The organism is Spongiactinospora sp. 9N601 (genome assembly GCF_044326295.1).
GTDB lineage: Bacteria > Actinomycetota > Actinomycetes > Streptosporangiales > Streptosporangiaceae > Spongiactinospora > Spongiactinospora gelatinilytica.
The window spans coordinates 327,967-342,834 of the sequence record NZ_JBIRBB010000009.1; the positions used below are offsets into that span (position 1 = coordinate 327,967).

Annotated in this window: 14 protein-coding genes; 3 read left to right on the forward strand and 11 right to left on the reverse strand. The window is 69.0% G+C overall.

Annotated features, from left to right (window positions below; translation table 11 throughout):
* Nucleotides 1-47: 47 nt before the first annotated feature.
* From phzG to ACH34R_RS23650, 7 genes are all read right to left on the reverse strand, one after another.
* Entirely contained in the window at nucleotides 48-692 is a 645-nt protein-coding gene (gene phzG, locus ACH34R_RS23620) for a phenazine biosynthesis FMN-dependent oxidase PhzG (RefSeq protein ID WP_397563680.1), read from the reverse strand.
* A 32-nt stretch (nucleotides 693-724) separates the two neighbouring features.
* On the reverse strand, nucleotides 725-1,588 hold the full coding sequence (locus ACH34R_RS23625) for a PhzF family phenazine biosynthesis isomerase (protein WP_397563681.1): 864 nt from the start codon (nucleotides 1,586-1,588) through the stop codon (nucleotides 725-727).
* The gene (locus ACH34R_RS23630) at nucleotides 1,585-3,489 is read right to left on the reverse strand and encodes an anthranilate synthase family protein (RefSeq protein WP_397563682.1); all 1,905 of its coding nucleotides are present in this window, start codon (nucleotides 3,487-3,489) and stop codon (nucleotides 1,585-1,587) included. Before ACH34R_RS23630 ends, ACH34R_RS23625 begins: the two co-directional genes overlap by 4 nt.
* Complete coding sequence (locus ACH34R_RS23635) at nucleotides 3,486-4,109, reverse strand: isochorismatase family protein (protein ID WP_397563683.1); 624 nt, start codon at nucleotides 4,107-4,109, stop codon at nucleotides 3,486-3,488. The genes ACH34R_RS23630 and ACH34R_RS23635 overlap by 4 nt, the downstream gene beginning before the upstream one ends.
* A gap of 29 nt (nucleotides 4,110-4,138) precedes the next feature.
* The gene (locus ACH34R_RS23640; RefSeq protein WP_397563684.1) at nucleotides 4,139-5,311 is read right to left on the reverse strand and encodes a 3-deoxy-7-phosphoheptulonate synthase; all 1,173 of its coding nucleotides are present in this window, start codon (nucleotides 5,309-5,311) and stop codon (nucleotides 4,139-4,141) included.
* Nucleotides 5,312-5,411: 100 nt separating this feature from the next.
* On the reverse strand, nucleotides 5,412-5,900 hold the full coding sequence (locus ACH34R_RS23645) for a PhzA/PhzB family protein (RefSeq protein WP_111170293.1): 489 nt from the start codon (nucleotides 5,898-5,900) through the stop codon (nucleotides 5,412-5,414).
* A 120-nt stretch (nucleotides 5,901-6,020) separates the two neighbouring features.
* Nucleotides 6,021-7,085: a winged helix-turn-helix transcriptional regulator gene (locus ACH34R_RS23650; protein WP_397563685.1), complete on the reverse strand. Its 1,065-nt coding sequence runs from the start codon at nucleotides 7,083-7,085 to the stop codon at nucleotides 6,021-6,023.
* 696 nt (nucleotides 7,086-7,781) lie between these two features.
* On the opposite strand from ACH34R_RS23650, the gene ACH34R_RS23655 reads away from it, so the two are divergent.
* Nucleotides 7,782-8,675 (forward strand): sigma-70 family RNA polymerase sigma factor, encoded by an 894-nt coding sequence (locus ACH34R_RS23655; protein WP_397563686.1) that lies wholly within the window; start codon nucleotides 7,782-7,784, stop codon nucleotides 8,673-8,675.
* 42 nt (nucleotides 8,676-8,717) lie between these two features.
* Complete coding sequence (locus tag ACH34R_RS23660) at nucleotides 8,718-9,113, forward strand: VOC family protein (RefSeq protein WP_397563687.1); 396 nt, start codon at nucleotides 8,718-8,720, stop codon at nucleotides 9,111-9,113.
* Between the two features lie 127 nt (nucleotides 9,114-9,240).
* On the opposite strand, the gene ACH34R_RS23665 is transcribed toward ACH34R_RS23660, so the two are convergent.
* Nucleotides 9,241-9,780, reverse strand: a complete 540-nt coding sequence (locus tag ACH34R_RS23665) for a sigma factor-like helix-turn-helix DNA-binding protein (RefSeq protein WP_397563688.1) — start codon at nucleotides 9,778-9,780, stop codon at nucleotides 9,241-9,243.
* Between the two features lie 372 nt (nucleotides 9,781-10,152).
* On the opposite strand from ACH34R_RS23665, the gene ACH34R_RS23670 reads away from it, so the two are divergent.
* Nucleotides 10,153-10,671 carry a hypothetical protein gene (locus ACH34R_RS23670; protein WP_111169896.1) on the forward strand — a complete coding sequence of 173 codons (519 nt, stop codon included), beginning with the start codon at nucleotides 10,153-10,155 and terminating at the stop codon, nucleotides 10,669-10,671.
* A 95-nt stretch (nucleotides 10,672-10,766) separates the two neighbouring features.
* Here the strand turns inward: ACH34R_RS23670 and ACH34R_RS23675 are convergent, their stop codons facing one another.
* Genes ACH34R_RS23675 through sigJ form a run of 3 tightly spaced genes read right to left on the reverse strand, consistent with a single transcriptional unit; the run spans nucleotide 10,767 to nucleotide 14,526 of the window.
* On the reverse strand, nucleotides 10,767-12,455 hold the full coding sequence (locus ACH34R_RS23675) for a cytochrome bc complex cytochrome b subunit (protein WP_397563689.1): 1,689 nt from the start codon (nucleotides 12,453-12,455) through the stop codon (nucleotides 10,767-10,769).
* The gene (locus ACH34R_RS23680; protein WP_397563690.1) at nucleotides 12,452-13,567 is read right to left on the reverse strand and encodes a Rieske 2Fe-2S domain-containing protein; all 1,116 of its coding nucleotides are present in this window, start codon (nucleotides 13,565-13,567) and stop codon (nucleotides 12,452-12,454) included. The genes ACH34R_RS23675 and ACH34R_RS23680 overlap by 4 nt, the downstream gene beginning before the upstream one ends.
* Complete coding sequence (gene sigJ, locus ACH34R_RS23685; protein ID WP_397563691.1) at nucleotides 13,564-14,526, reverse strand: RNA polymerase sigma factor SigJ; 963 nt, start codon at nucleotides 14,524-14,526, stop codon at nucleotides 13,564-13,566. Before sigJ ends, ACH34R_RS23680 begins: the two co-directional genes overlap by 4 nt.
* Nucleotides 14,527-14,868 lie beyond the last annotated feature (342 nt).

Sequence of the window (14,868 nt, forward strand, 5' to 3'; positions counted from 1 at the left end):
TTTCTTATCATGTGATCTGTTGGAGAGGGGTGGTCGGGGACGGACGGTCAGGGCTGGAGCCGCGCGACCTCCCAGCCGTCCGTGCGCCGCTCGTAGCGCAGCCTGCGGTGCAGCCGGTCGGACGCGGCGGCCCAGAACTCGACGACGACCGGTTCCAGGCGGAAGGCGGCGAACCGCGGCGGGCGCGGCAGCGGAAGCCCGGACGCGCCCAGGCGCTCGGCCTCCTCACGCAGCCGGGCGATGTCCGCGAAGTCGGTGAACGCCTCGCTCTGCCGCGAGGCCGTGGTCATGGAGTGCAGCGGTACCGGGCGGGCGTTCCACAGCGCCTCCTCCTCGGAGTCGCTCAGCCGTACGATCGGCCCGGAGATGCTCAACTGCTGCGCGGTCTCGCGCCAGTAGAGCATCCCCGAACCCCAGCCGGTCGCCGCGATGTCGCGCGCCTTCCTGCTGGTGAGGTGGCTGGTGAAGATCACGCCCCGGGCGGAGACGTCGACGATGGCGACCATCCGGTTGGAGGCGTGGCCGTCGCCGTCCGCGGTGGCGAGCGCGAGGGCCAGCGGCTCGCGCACGCCCAGCTCCTTCGCGGTGGAGATCCACTGCTGGGCCAGGCCGAGCGGTTCGGCAGGCGGCAGGTCGTACTCCGGAAAAGCGCGGTCCGTGCTCCCGCTGATGGTCTCGAACTTGCTGCTCACGTTCACCTCCCGGTGAGGGGCGCCGGGGCGCCTCAGACGTAGATCAGGCCGCGGGCGACGGTGACGCCCGAGCCTTCGACCCGCACCGACGCGATGTGGTCGCCCACGCCGTCCGCGCGGGCCCGCATCAGCGAGGGGCGGCCCATCTCGACCCCCTGGTGGATGTCGATCCACTGGCCGAACCGCACCCGGCCGTGCCGGGCCAGATGGATGGCGAGCGGCCCGGCGGCCGAGCCGGTCGCCGCGTCCTCGGTCACCCCGTACGCGGGCGAGAACATCCGGCTCCGCCAGCTCGTGCCGGAACCGGCGTAACAGTTGGTGGCCATGTCGGGGAACACGGCCAGCGCCCGGTGGTCGGGGTTGACCGCCGACAGCGCGGGCACGCTGGGCAGCCCCACGAACACGTGCCGCGGCCCGTTCGCGTAGATCTCCACGGGCAACTCGGGCTCGGCGACGCCGAGGGCGGCCAGCAGCTCGTCCGCGCGGTCGAACTTCGTCCACACCGGGATCGGCTGTTCCATCTCGGCGGCGACGACCTTCCCGCCGGCACGGCGCAGCGCGAAGTCGATGACCCCCATGGCGGTCTCCAGCCGGAGCCGGTCGCCGGGGAACGTCTCGCCCAGCGCGACGGCCGTGCCGAGCAGCGGGTGGCCGGCGAACGGAAGCTCGTTGACCGGGGTGAACACGCGGATGTGCGCGTCGCCGCCCTGCTTGGGGGAAAGGACGAACGTCACCTCCGACAGGTTCATCTCCCTGGCGATGCTCTGCATCCGGCCCGCGTCGAGGTCGTCGGCGTCGAAGAACACCGCGACCGGGTTGCCCTGGAGCGGGGTGTCGCTGAAGGCGTCCACGACCACGTAGGTGTGGCCGCGTTGTGCGGTCTGGTTCACCGTCATGTGCTCAGCGCCCTTTCGATGGAGGAGCCGAGGATGCGTGGTCCGTTCTGGGTGAGCACGGACTCCGCGTGGAACTGGAGGGAGGAGAAGCGCGGGCCGTGCAACGCGTGTACCTCGCCGGTCACCGGGTCACGGCAGATCCGTACCGTGCCGACGCCGCCGATCGCCGCCGTGTCCAGCTCCGAGCGGGCCGCGAAGGTGTTGTAGAAGCCGACCCGCTCGGGCTCGCCGAACAGGTCGATCTCCATTTGCAGCCCCTGGTTGGGGGCCTCCTTGCGGCGCACCTCGAAGCCGAGCCGGATGCTCAGGACCTGGTGGCTCAGGCAGACCGCGAGGAACGGCCGGCGCTCGCGCAGCAGCGCGTCCACCGCCGCCCGCAGGTAGGCGATCTTGGGATGGGTCTCGTCGCGGGGGTCGCCGGGGCCGGGTCCGAGCACCACGAAGTCGTAGCCCTCGAACGACAGGCTCTCGCCGTGCCCGCGCACGGTCACCGGCATGTCGAGCGAGCGGAGCTGGTGGTCGAGCATCGAGGTGAAGGTGTCCTCGGCGTCGATGATCAGCGTTCTGCGGCCGGCCAGCCCCGGGATCGCGGGCGTGCGCCTGGGCGTGGAGCCCAGCCAGAAGCCCGCGATGGTGGCGTTGCGCCGCTCCAGCGCGTCACGGACGTCGGGGTGCGTGCCGAGCTGCTCGGCCTGGGGCATGCGCAGGGCGGCGAGCAGGCCCGCCGCCTTGGCGTTGGTCTCGGCGACCTCCGCGAGCGGGTCGGAGTGGCGGACCAGCGTCGCCCCCACCCCGATCCGCGCCTGGCCCTGGCTGTCGATGTCGGCGGTGCGGATGAGGATGGAGGAGTCGAGCGTGCGCTCGCCGTTCGCGTCGCGGCCGATCAGCGCGGCGACGCCGCTGTAGTAGCCGCGGCCCTGCGGTTCGTGCCGGCCGATGACCCGGCAGGCGTTCTCCAGCGGGCTGCCGGTGACCGTCGGCGCGAACATCGACTCGCGCAGGATGTCGCGTACGTCCCAGCGGCTGTCGCCCTCGATGACGTACTCGGTGTGCGCGAGCCGGGACATCTCCTTCAGGCGCGGGCCGACCACCCGCACCCCGGGCTCGCAGATCCGCGTCATCATCTTCAGCTCTTCGTCCACGACCATGTAGAGCTCGTCGGACTCCTTGCGGTCGGCGAGGAAGTCCATGACGCCCGGCAGGGTCGGGCCGGAGGGCGGGTAGCGGTAGGTGCCGCTGATGGGGTTCATCGTGACGACGCCGTCGTTCAGGGTGATGTGCCGCTCCGGCGACGCGCCGACGAACGTACGGGTGCCGGTGTGGACGATGAAGGTCCAGTACGCGCCGGACTCCATTTGGAGCAGCCGGCGGAACAGGGACATGGCGCTGCGCGGCGTGTAGCCGTCGATCTCGACGACGAACGACCGCTTGATCACGAAGTTCGCGCCCTCGCCCTCGCCGATCGCCTCCTTGATCACCCGGCGCACGGTCTCGGCGTAGTCATCGTCCGCGACGTCGAAGCGCCCCTCGGAGACGGCGATCGGCAGGTCGGGGATCCGGGCGAGGGCGTCGGCGATCGGTACCGTCCGCTGGCCGGTCACGATCATCGCGATCAGCGGGGCGCCGTCGTCGGCGCAGATGAAGCCCCGCTCGCGGATCTGCCGGTAGGGGATGAGGGCCAGTACCTCGTGCCGCGGCCCGCCGTCCGCCTGCGCGGTGTCGCGGGGCAGCGGGATGTCCGCCAGCGCGGTCACGGTGGTGACCTCGCCGACGAGCACGTCGAGGAGGTCGGGACGGTTGGTCTCCGGCCGGTGCAGCAGCGCGAAGGCGGTCGCCTGGAGGTCCACCACCGTGGCGAGCAGGTCGCCCTCGGTTCGCACTCCGGGGAGCGGTCCTGTCATGGGAACACCTCCTTCGCCGTGACCACCACCGCGCAGCGTTCGGCGGCGTAGTTGAGGGTCAGCCGGTGGTACGCGGCGGTGAAGTCGCCGATCGCGTCCCCGGCGAGGAACGTCTGAAGATCGTTCGTGTAGGACTCGATCGCCGTCGCCAGGATCCCGACGTGCGCGTACACGCCGCAGATGACCAACTGGTCCCGGCCGCTCTCGCGGATGCGCGCGAGCAGGTCGGAACGGAAGAACGCGCTGTAGCGCAGCTTGCCGAACATCCAGTCGCCGGGCGCGGGGGTCAGCTCGTCCACCACGGCCTGCTCTTCCGGGGTCCGGCGCATGCCGGGGCCCCAGAAGTCCTTGAGCAGCCCGCGCTGCTCCTCGGTCATGTCGCCGGGCTGCGCCGTGTATCCGACGGGGACGCCGAGCGCGGCGGCGCGGGTTCGGAGCAGGGCGATATTTCGGATCAGTTCGGCGCGCATCTGCCCGGGGAACGGGCTGAGGAAGTACCGCTGCATGTCGTGGATCAGCAGCACCGCGCGCTCGGGGTCGGGCGTCCAGGTGGCGATGCTGCGGGGCAGGTCGCCGGCGGTGGGCAGGGGATAGGGCTCGATCGGGGGTATGCCGGGCATGGCCGTCCTTTCTGGTCGGATCGTCCGCCTCACTCGCCCCAGGCCGAGATCACCGAGACCGCCTGCCACAGCGTCAGCCGCGGATCGCACAGGCTTTCGTAGCGATCACCCAGCGAGTCCAGGCCCGCCGAGTCGGCGACGCATTCGGTGACGTCATCGGGGGTGGTCTCCAGGTGCAGGCCGCCGGCCAGGCCACCGGCGTGCTCCACCGCGCGCACGAAGTCGCGGACCTCCCGCATCAGCGTCTCCACCACGCGGGTCTTGCGGCCGTCGGCCGCGCGGACCGTGTTGGCGTGCATCGGGTCGCACAGCCAGATGACCGGGTGCCCCGCGTAGCGCACCGCCTCGACCAGCGGGGGCAGCTTCTCGGCGACCACGTCGGCGCCCATCCGGGCGATCAGGGTCAGCCGTCCGGGAACGCGGTCGGGGTCGAGCTGCTCGCACAGCGCGAGGGCCTCCTCCGGGCTGACGCCGGGCCCCACCTTGCAGGCCACCGGGTTGTCCACCTCGGCGAGCATGGCGATGTGCGGGCCGTTGACCTGGCGGGTGCGTTCGCCGATCCACGGCCAGTGCGTGGAGGTCAGGGTCAGCGCGCCGGCCGGGTCCTGGCGCAGCATCGGAAACTCATAATCCAGCAGCAGCGCCTCGTGGCTGGTCCACACCGGGGGGTCGCTCACGGCGCGGGAGAACGGGCCGCGCCAGCCCAGGTGCTCCATGATGTCGCTGGCCGCCATGTAGCCGGTGAGGAGGCGCAGCGGGTCCGGGCGCCTGCTCTCCATCGTGGGCTCGGGGCCGTTCACCAGGTGGCCGCGGTACGCGGGCAGGGTCAGGTCGCCGACCTTCTCCACCGGGCTGGACCGCGGCTTGGCGAACTGGCCGCCGATCCGGCCGACCCGGATCACCGGTTTATGACTGATCATTTTCAGGGCGCCGGCCATCACGTCCAGGGCGGCCGACTTGCGGCTGATGTGCTCCGCCGTGCACTCCTCTGGATCTTCGGCGCAGTCCCCGGCCTGGACGATCAGGGCCCTGCCCGCTGCCACTTCGGTGAGGTGGGTATGTAAGGTGCGTACGTCTTCGGCCCGCACGAGCGGGGGACGTGCCGCCAGGACCTCACTGACGCGCTTGACTTGTGAGGTGTCGCTCCACTCCGGCTGCTGCTGCGCTTCGCTGAGCCGGAGTCCTGCCATGGTGCTGTCCATGGGTCTCCACTGGTCAAAGGGACCTGGGCCGGGGCGGGGTCGAGGACGCCCGCCCGGCCAGATCGGGAGGTGCGACATGTGTGGAGCCGTTACCTCCGGCTCAGGTGGGAATGCCCTCGCGCTTGATCTCAGGTACGGGGATGCCCAGTGCGCGCAACTGCTCGAACGGGTTCATGAACTCCCGCTGAAGCTTGATCTTCCCGTTCTCCAGGAGGAAGGAGTGCAGGAAGTGGTTCTTGTAGTGGCCGTCGGGATACCCGGGGAAGAGGATGGCGCCCTCGCCGTCGCACTCCACCCAGAAGAAGTTGGGGTCCTGTGTCTCGAAGATCTGGATGTTGGTCCAGACCCAGTCAGGGAAGCAGCGCAGCGACCAGACCGCGTGCTCGCCCAGCCGGTCCCGGCCGCGGATGGCGATCGGGGCACCGGTGTCTGTGGTCCAAAGACCGCCTACGCCGTCCTCGGTGAAGAGCAGGTGCCGGCGCAGGCGGTCTTGCCCGAGAGTATGCATGTACTTTTCGACCGTCGCTCGGTTCAGTTTGCGGAGCTCGTCTTCCGCCTGGTTTCCGGACGGATAAGCGGGGCTCGTCATGATTAACCTCCTCCGGCTCTTCGGCGACGATAATTCACCGACCCGGAAAGCGGAAGAATTTCAATGGCGGCCCGTCTTCTGCGAACGGCCGGGAATGGTCCTGTGTTCGACTTGCGCGGTCTACTGAGGTACCATGTTCGCTAGTTTCTTCCAGTCCTCGCAGCGCTTGAGCACGATGGCTCGGATCAGTGGCACGCAATGCGGCGGAATCGCCTCGGCGATCTCCTCCCATTGAGTCTGGTCCATTTCGGTTGCGAGCAGAATCCGCAGAAGCATCCGGCGTGACTCGGTGGCGCGCATGGATGGGTCGCGGGCGAGTTTGCGTACCGCGGTCGCGGTCTCCACGGCGTTGGCGCAATCCCGTGGGGGCCGTCCCGGCCGGCCGCGTGCGGGACCGCCCGCGGGCACGGGAGCAGGGGAGCGATCGGGGCCGGGCGGCGGCGCCGTCCCGGCCTGGCCCATCGGCCTGGCCGGCGCGGCACGCAACTGCGCGGGGATCGGATCCTGGCCACGGCTGAGACGATCCCGCACGTCACGGACGGTGCCAACGGAGAGCCCGGTGCGCCGGGACAGCTCCCGCAAGGAGATCTCGGAGTCGTTCTTCAACAGGGCGGCGGCGCTGCGCCGGCCTTCTGCACTGCTGATCGGCCGCACCTTGCCGTCCCTGCCGACCCGGCTGCCGGAGTGCGCGTCCGCGCCGGAGCCCGCCTTGCGGCGCAAGGCCCCCACGGTGAACGGGCTCAGGCCGGTGGACTCGGCCACGGCACGGTCGGACCAATGCGGATGCGACTTAAGGATGCGCTGCGCCGCCGCCTTTCGCTCCTCCATTGTCAGCGGCAGGCCATGCCTGATGTTGAGCTGCGCGGAAAGGACGAACGCATCGGCCTCGCTGCCGTCGAAGAACTGGACGGAAATTTCGGTGCGGCCTCTTAATATGGCGGCCCGCAGGCGGTGCGCACCGTCGATCACACGCATCGTCGGGCGGTGTACGAGCAGGGGGTCGATATCGTTGCCCGACTCGACGATGAGACGGACGTGCGCGGGGTCCTCGCCCTTTTTGCGTGGCGACATCGACGGCATCAAATCCCGGATGGGGACGCTTTCGGCGGGCAGGTCGCGGAGCAGATCGGACACCTCGGGAGCAGCATTACCCGACTGCCCGATATCGGCCATCTGGATTGTCACTGCTGGAAACCTTCCTAGACAAGGGGCGGGTGGGCCGGGTGACTGCGGTGATCGCCTGGCCGGAGAATCGGCATCACCTTGATCGATCGGATCATGGTTTTTTGCAACACGAAATACCCCGCGCGGGCGGGTGTTGCGCTGAAGAACCCCCGACAGCATTTCTCGGCCGACCGGACGGCGGCACTTCACAAGGGTACGTCACACCGTCGGGCCGGGCGGAAAGCCCGTCTCGGCTTGTGATGTGACCCCAGCGACGGCGAGATTGTCAATACCTTTCTAATATCGGACGACCATTGCGGTGTGAAAGAGACGGCCATCGTGGGGTGCAGCCGGCCGCGTACTCGCCACGATTCACCTGTGGCGGGTTCGTCGGTATCCATGCAGGGTACGTCGCCGGTAGAGCCGCGCGGAGCGCCGCCGCCAAGGCGACCCCCGCGGCTCAGGCCGGCGGCATCCGGGCCTAGCGTTGTCGAGTGCGGCGGTCAATGGGTTTTCGACAGGTAGGCCACGCGCCCGCGGGTAGCATGAACGTGGTGCTGTCAGCGCGGCAATGGTGTACATACCGAACGCCCCTCGACCGCTCTACCCGTAAGTCCGCGACGATCGCCCGGTCGCCTGGTTAGCGTGTTCCTTGTCGACCGCGCGCCATTTATCGCGTTCGCTGATATGACGAACCGCGACCACGAAAGGTGACCGATGGACACTCAGACCGAGTTGGCCACGCACTTCGATAAGTCCCGCAAGCATCTGCGAGCGGTCGCGTTCCGCATGCTGGGGTCAGCCGACGAGGCGGAGGACGCGGTGCAGGACGCCTGGCTGCGGGCCTCGCACAGCGGCGCCGAGGGCGTGTCCAACGTGACCGCCTGGCTGACCACCATAGTGGCGCGCATCTGCCTGGACATGCTCCGCTCGCGGCGACGCCGCGGCGAGGAGTTCACCGACATCGCCGAGCTGGATTCGATCATCGCCCATGAGGACTGCGATCCGGCGGAGGAGGCGGTGCGCGCCGACTCCGTGGGGCTGGCGCTGCTCGTGGTCCTCAACACGCTCGGGCCCGCCGAGCGGGTGGCGTACGTGCTGCACGACCTCTTCTCCGTGCCGTTCGACGAGATCGCCGAGATCCTCCAGCGCAACACCGCCGCCGCCAAGAAGCTGGCCAGCCGGGCCCGGCACCGGGTGCTCGGCACGGACGCCGTGCCGTCCGGCGACCTGGCCAGGCAGCGGCAGGTGGTCGACGCCTTCCTGGCCGCCTCCCGCGCGGGCGACCTGACCGGCCTGCTGGCCGTACTGCACCCCGAGGTCGTACGGCGGGCGGACGCGCCGGCGCTCGCCTCGCACGGGCGCACCGAGATCCGCGGCGCGCGCGACGTCGCGCGCGAGACGCTCAGCAACACCGTACGGGCCTACCTCGCGCGTCCCATTCTGGTCAACGGCGGCGTGGGCGTGGTGGTGGCCCCGAACGGCCGGCTGCGGCTTGTCCTCGCGTTGACCATCGAGGATGATCGCATCACCGCCGTCGATGTCATCAGCGACCCGACGCGCCTGCGGGAGCTGCGGCTTTCCCTGGTGGAGCCGGTTCCCGTGTCCTGACACCGCCCGCCCGCGACCCCATCGAGGCTGTGAAGCGAAGAGATGATCACTAATCCCCGGCTCGCGGTGCTCTACGTCACCGACCAGACCGCGAGCGTAGATTTCCTGACCGGCATCCTCGGTTGCGAGCTGGTGGCCGACACCCTCGACGCCGAGGGCCGGCGCTGGGTCGAGGTCCGCCTGCCCGGGGCACGGACCTGCGTCGCGCTCGCCGCCGTGGAGCCGGAGGTGATGGAGGTCCTTGAGGCCCGCGCCGGACGGATGACCCACGGCTGGTTCGACTGCGACGACCTCGACGCGACCTCCGCCGACCTCCGCGGCAAGGGCGTGGAGATCACGGTGGAACCGCAGGCGGCGCCGTGGCGGGAGGGCGCCCGCTGGGCGCAGATCCGCGGCCACGACGGCCGTCTTTACGGACTTACCGAAACCCACCGCTAGGCCCCGCTCCGCCGGCCGGCCGCCGCCGCCCCGGGTGCGGGGCGCGGCGGCGGCGAGGGGCGTGCAACTGACAGATGCGCACAGTTGAACCCCTTCGCCGGAAATCTCATTGGAAGTCGGATCACGATCAGGAGCCGTCCCGGCGGCAGTTCGCCGACCGCGGCTCACATCGGATCTTCGCCTCGGCCCGCGCGCCGATGACCCGGACGCTCGGCTCCGCCCGCCCGGTCAGCGCCGCGATGTCCGCGTAGGGCAGCCCGAACCCGTGGTGCAGCAGGAACACTGTGCGCTCGGCGTGCTCCAGCGCGTCGAGGACGGCGGCCAGGGCCGCCGACACCGACTCGGCCAGGCTGAGGTCGGAATCGTTCCGCACCGGCTCGGGCAGCCATGGGCCGAGATGGGACTCCCCGGTGTCCTGCGCGGTCCGCAGCCGGACCAGCGACAAGACGGTGGTCAGCGCGGTGAGCCCGACCGGCCGCCCCGCCTCCTCCGGGGGCCGGGCCAGCCAGCGCGCATGGGTCTCCTGGACGACCTTCTCCGCCTCCATGGTGTCCCCGAGCATGCTGTAGGCGACCGAATAGAGCAGGGGCACATGTTGCTGGAAGGCCTCGGTCGTGTCGCGGTCCCCTTCGGGCGGCTGATTCTCGGAAGAATGTTCGGCCACCATGCGGCCTCCTTGTGGATGTGTCTCCCGACTAATGATGCCGTTCCACTACGAAATTAGCCGTGGTCGTGCTCCGCAGTCGATGAATCCGACCACCAGAGGGTCAACGCAACCGCCGCCAGGAGCGTCGCGCGGTGCGGAAAATCCGTTAACCTCTCTATATGACGTTTCGCGCGGTCTTGAAGTGACATGACCGCCGAGCCTTTCTCGACGCCGGTGAAATGACGGTAAGTGCGGGGAATCGCACGGGCCGCGCTCCTGGCCGCGCGATGTCACATTACCGGGCCGCGCTGCGTCATTACTTATAGATAAACCTATGCGGGAGGCCGCATCAAGTGCCGTCGCCCGTGCCGCCGCACAGCGAGGTGACTTCTCATGGATCTCGTTCCCGATGACCCCCAAGCCAATCCCACCGCCTGGCGGATCGCCCTGGACGCGTGTGCCGGGATGCTGTCAATGAACACCTCGAAGGGCCTGCGGCCGCTGTACGAACTGCCGCATTTTCAGGGGTCGTTTTCCATATCCCGGGAGGGGGTGCTCGCCGGATTCAGGTTACGCCTGCCGCTCCCGTCCGAGGCTCGCCTTGTGCAGGCGGGCACGGCGGCGGAGCTCTCGTGGGAGTCGATGAGCCTCGACGCCGACGGGCCGGTGAACAGCCTTGGCGGACGCGCCCGGTTGCTACTGGGGCGCAGGGAGACTTTCACTGATGTGTCGGCGCTGTGCGCGAAGATACCCGCGGAGCGTCCCTACATCAAGATTGTTCTGGAGACCGTCTTCTCACCGGTGAGCCTGCACTGGCCGACCGACGGGTGGCAGCGGCTGCGGCCGGTGACGCTCACCCTGTTCAGCGAGATCCGCCCGGCCGAGGTGGGGACACAGGAACCGCCGGCCTGACCGGCGGCTCCCACACGATCGGCCCGGACGAGTCATCGTCCGGGCCTTTCTTCGTGTCCTTACCGGCCGGGGTTCGGTGCCCTTGCCGGCCGTCCTTACCGGCCGAGGGCGTGATCGTCGTCCCCGCTGGTCACGGCCGCGTGGTCGCCCTGGCCGTTATGGCCATTGTGACCGTTATGGCCGTTGCCGTTGTGGCCGTTCGCGCCGTTGATCGGGATCTTCTCGCCGCCGTAGGCGGTGGACATCCGGCCGCGCAGGCCGCCGATCAGGCCGCGCATGGCCTTCGCCGGCACTCCTTCGCCGTTGGCGCCGGCGGGCAGTTGGGGTACCGCCTCCTTGCCGCGGATGTGCGCGTCGGCGTCTTCCGTCAGAGGTGCGTGCACCTCGATGAACTCGCCGCTCGGCAGCCGCTTGATCACACCCGACTCGACGCCGTGGCTGATCATGTCGGCGTCCCTGCGTTGCAGGCCCAGGCACATCCGGTAGGTGACGATGTAGGCCAGCACCGGCATGGTGATGATCATCACCCGGCCGGCGTACGTGGTCAGGTTCAGGCTCACGTGCAGGAAGGCCGACAGCTCGTCGTTCGCGCCGAACAGCCACAGCACGCCGTAGAACGCGATCGCCGACATGCCGATGGAGGTGCGGTGCGGGTTGTTGCGCGGGCGCTCGGCGATGTGGTGCTCCCGCCGGTCGCCGGTGATCCAGCGTTCCGCGAACGGATAGAGGATCAGCCCGACGAGGATGATGCCGAGTGGCAGCAACGCCGGGATGATCACGCTGAGCGGCACCGTGCCGATCTCCGACGTGCCGAACAGGTTGATCTCCCAGGCCGGCATGATGCGCAGCGCGCCTTCCAGGAAGGCCAGGTAGAAGTCCGGCTGGGAACCCGCCGAGATGTCCGCCGGTGTGTACGGCCCGTACAGCCAGATCGGGTTGATCTGGGCGAACGTCGCCAGACCCACCACGACGGCGAGCGTGAACAGGAAGAACGCCCCCGCCTTGGCCATGAACATCGGGTAGAACGGCGCGCCGACCACGTTGCGGTTGGTCTTGCCCTTGCCGTCCATCTGGGTGTGCTTCTGCCGCCACATGAGCACCAGGTGAGCGGTGACCAGCGCGAGCAGGATGGCCGGGATGAGCAGGATGTGGACGGAGTAGAACCGGGCGATCACGTCATCGCCTGGATACTCCCCGCCGAATATGAAGAACCGCAGGTACGTACCGATCACCGGCAGCGAGATCACGACGCCCTCGGTGACCCGCAGGCCCGCCCCGGACAGCAGGTCGTCCGGCAGCGAGTAACCGGTCAGGCCCTCGGCCAGGGCCAGCGTGAGGAGCAGGACGCCGATGATCCAGTTGAGTTCGCGCGGCTTGCGGTACGCGCCGGTGAAGAACACCCGCAGCATGTGCGCCATCATGCTGGCCACGAACAGCAGCGCGGCCCAGTGGTGCATCTGCCGCACGAGCAGGCCGCCGCGCACCTCGAAGCTCAACTCCAGCGACGAGGCGTACGCCTCCGACATCATCACGCCGTGCAACGGCCCGTAGGGGCCGTCGTAGGCGACGTGGGCCATCGACGGCTTGAACCAGAAGGTCAAGAAGGTGCCGGTGAGTAACAGGATGACGAACGAGTACAGCGCGATCTCCCCGATCAGGAACGACCAGTGATCGGGGAAGATCTTGCGCATGTTCCGCCTGAGGAAGGAAGCCCCGCCCAGGCGCGCGTCCAGGAACCCGGCCGAGTGCGAAATGCGGCTCGGGACCGTTTTCAGTTCGGTCATGACCCTCCTCCTTGGGTGTTCGCCTTGGCCTCCGCGTCGCCGCGCTCCCAGAAGCTCGGGCCGACCGGAACAGCGAAGTCGCCCTTGGCGATGAGGTATCCCTCGGCGTCGACGGTGATCGGAAGTTGCGGCAGCGGCCGGGCGGCCGGGCCGAAGACCACCCTCGCGCCGTCAGTGGCGTCGAAGGTGGACTGGTGGCACGGGCAGAGGATGTGGTGGGTGTTCTGCTCGTACAGGGCCGCCGGGCAGCCGACGTGCGTGCAGATCTTGCTGTAGGCGACGATGCCGTTGTGCATCCAGTTCTGGTTGGTGCCGGACTTGATCTCCTCGGGCCGCAGGTTGATCAGGATCACCGTGGCCTTGGCCAGGGCGTCGAGGTCGTGCTCGTGGCCCTCGGGCACCACCGACAGCAGGCCGCCGGGGGTGTTGAAGTCGGCCGCCCGGATCGGCCGGCCGCTGCCCTCGATGATCAGCCGTGGCGGCTTGCCCTCCTTGGTCTTCTCGCCCCAGACGGTGTGGCGGAGCCGGTCGGGGGTGTTCGCCGCGGCCGTCTTGGTGTTGTCGAGGTCGCGCAGCAGCACGATCGGCACCACCCCGAGCGCCGCCGCCGCCGGGAGCAGCGCGCGGCGCAGCACCTTGCGCCGTACGAAGCCGCTCTCGTTGGCGCCCTGCACGAAGTACTCCGCCACCGCCTCGCGGTCCTCCTCCTCGGAGAGCATCGGGTGGCGATCTTGCGTCAGGGTGTACTTCGGCATGATCTGGCGGGCCCAAAGGACGATGCCGATGGCGAGCGTCAGCACCGCGACCATCAGCGAGAGCCCGAGGGCGAAGTTGGAAAGGCCGGTCGCCTGGGTGCTGCCGACCTGGAACGTCACGTAGAAGTAGACGAACGCGACGACGCTCAGCGAGGTGATGCTGAAGCAGAGCACCACCTTGCGCTCGGCCCTGCGGGCCTGCCGTTCGTCCGCCGGCTTGACCCCCTCCGGCGGCGCGTACTCCGCTTCGGGGGTCTCCGGCGCGCCGAGCATCGGCGGGTCCGTCGCGGGGGTTCCGATGACGCGCTGGGGCACGCGCTCGGCCCGCTCTTCGATGGGTTGATCCTCGGCTGTCATGACCTCTGTCGCTCCTCCACCGCGGCCCCGTGGTCCGCGGAAGCGGCAATGCCGACGTCTGCGTACTCGCCGTCGATGCCGCCGAGTTTGTCCTGGTTTGCGATGATCCAGATGTGGCTGATGCGGTCGGTGGCCGGGTCGATGTCCACGACGACGACGGCGACCGGCAGCCCGGCCGCGGTGATCACCGCGGCCGGCCCGCCGTTGACGTCGAGGATCGACCCGCCCGCGACCAGTGGCGCGAGCACCCACTGGATGCCGTGCGCCAGCATGCGGCTGACCTTGAGCGCTCCTTGCACCGGGCTTTTGGCCGCGCCGCGCCGGCCGTTGCCGTCGATCCACAGGGTGACTTCGGGGGCGAGTACGTCCAGCAGGGCCTTGATGTCGGCGCCCAGGCACGCCGCCAGGAAACGCTCGGTGGCCTGCTTGCGGACCGCGCGGTCGTGCCGGAACCTGGGTTGCCGCCTGCGTACGTGACCGCGGGCGCGCCTGGCCATCTGCCGTACGGCGGGCTCGGAGCGGTCGAGCACACCGGCGATGTCGGCGAAGGAGAACTCGAACGCCTCGCGCAGCACGAAGACGACCCGTTCCAGCGGGGTGAGGGTCTCCAGCACGACCATCATGGCGATGGACACCGAGTCGGCCATCTCCGCGTGTTCCTCGGTGTCCGGCTGGGTCGGCAGGGGCTCGGGCAACCACGGCCCCACGTACGCCTCCCTGCGCACCTTGGCCCGGCGCAGCCGATCCAGGGCCAGCCTGGTCGAGACCTGCACGAGGAAGGACTGCGGATCGTCGACCATGGAGTGGTCCACGCGGTGCCAGCGCAGCCACGCCTCCTGGACGACATCTTCGGCATCGGCCACACTGCCCAGCACCCGGTAGGCCACCCCGAACATCAGGTCCCTGTTGTTCTCGAAGTGCGCGACCGGCATGACCTCCGCATCCGCCGCTGCGGGCATATCGCCTCCTTGTCGTTCCCTTTGCTTATTTAGACGTTGGCGGCGATGGAGAAGTGACATTTGCACATGCGCACCGCCGCCCCCGCCGGAGCGTCCAGGAGGCGAATGGACGCAGTTGCGCCAAGGCCGGAAGCCGGTTGTGCAGACGATCTATTATGTGTCGTCGTGCCTGGTCAGAATGGGTGCGACAGAGGAGGGTGTACCCCAGTGCATACGCCGCGGCGATGTGGCGATACAATCTGTCGGCGAGCGGCGAGGATGGCAGCGCCGGGCTTTTCTCCCAGAGCGGTATATGACAACCGCCGATCACCGGATCCGGGCATGCCACCACATATTATCCGC

What these genes read in the sequence shown, in the direction of transcription:
- ACH34R_RS23625 (WP_397563681.1), bottom strand. Translation starts at nt 1,588, where the DNA reads ATGACGGTGAACCAGACCGCACAACGCGGCCACACCTACGTGGTCGTG.
- ACH34R_RS23630 (WP_397563682.1), bottom strand. Translation starts at nt 3,489, where the DNA reads ATGACAGGACCGCTCCCCGGAGTGCGAACCGAGGGCGACCTGCTCGCC.
- ACH34R_RS23635 (WP_397563683.1), bottom strand. Translation starts at nt 4,109, where the DNA reads ATGCCCGGCATACCCCCGATCGAGCCCTATCCCCTGCCCACCGCCGGC.
- ACH34R_RS23640 (WP_397563684.1), bottom strand. Translation starts at nt 5,311, where the DNA reads ATGGACAGCACCATGGCAGGACTCCGGCTCAGCGAAGCGCAGCAGCAG.
- ACH34R_RS23645 (WP_111170293.1), bottom strand. Translation starts at nt 5,900, where the DNA reads ATGACGAGCCCCGCTTATCCGTCCGGAAACCAGGCGGAAGACGAGCTC.
- ACH34R_RS23655 (WP_397563686.1), top strand. Translation starts at nt 7,782, where the DNA reads ATGGACACTCAGACCGAGTTGGCCACGCACTTCGATAAGTCCCGCAAG.
- ACH34R_RS23660 (WP_397563687.1), top strand. Translation starts at nt 8,718, where the DNA reads ATGATCACTAATCCCCGGCTCGCGGTGCTCTACGTCACCGACCAGACC.
- ACH34R_RS23665 (WP_397563688.1), bottom strand. Translation starts at nt 9,780, where the DNA reads ATGGTGGCCGAACATTCTTCCGAGAATCAGCCGCCCGAAGGGGACCGC.
- ACH34R_RS23670 (WP_111169896.1), top strand. Translation starts at nt 10,153, where the DNA reads ATGGATCTCGTTCCCGATGACCCCCAAGCCAATCCCACCGCCTGGCGG.
- ACH34R_RS23675 (WP_397563689.1), bottom strand. Translation starts at nt 12,455, where the DNA reads ATGACCGAACTGAAAACGGTCCCGAGCCGCATTTCGCACTCGGCCGGG.
- ACH34R_RS23680 (WP_397563690.1), bottom strand. Translation starts at nt 13,567, where the DNA reads ATGACAGCCGAGGATCAACCCATCGAAGAGCGGGCCGAGCGCGTGCCC.
- sigJ (WP_397563691.1), bottom strand. Translation starts at nt 14,526, where the DNA reads ATGCCCGCAGCGGCGGATGCGGAGGTCATGCCGGTCGCGCACTTCGAG.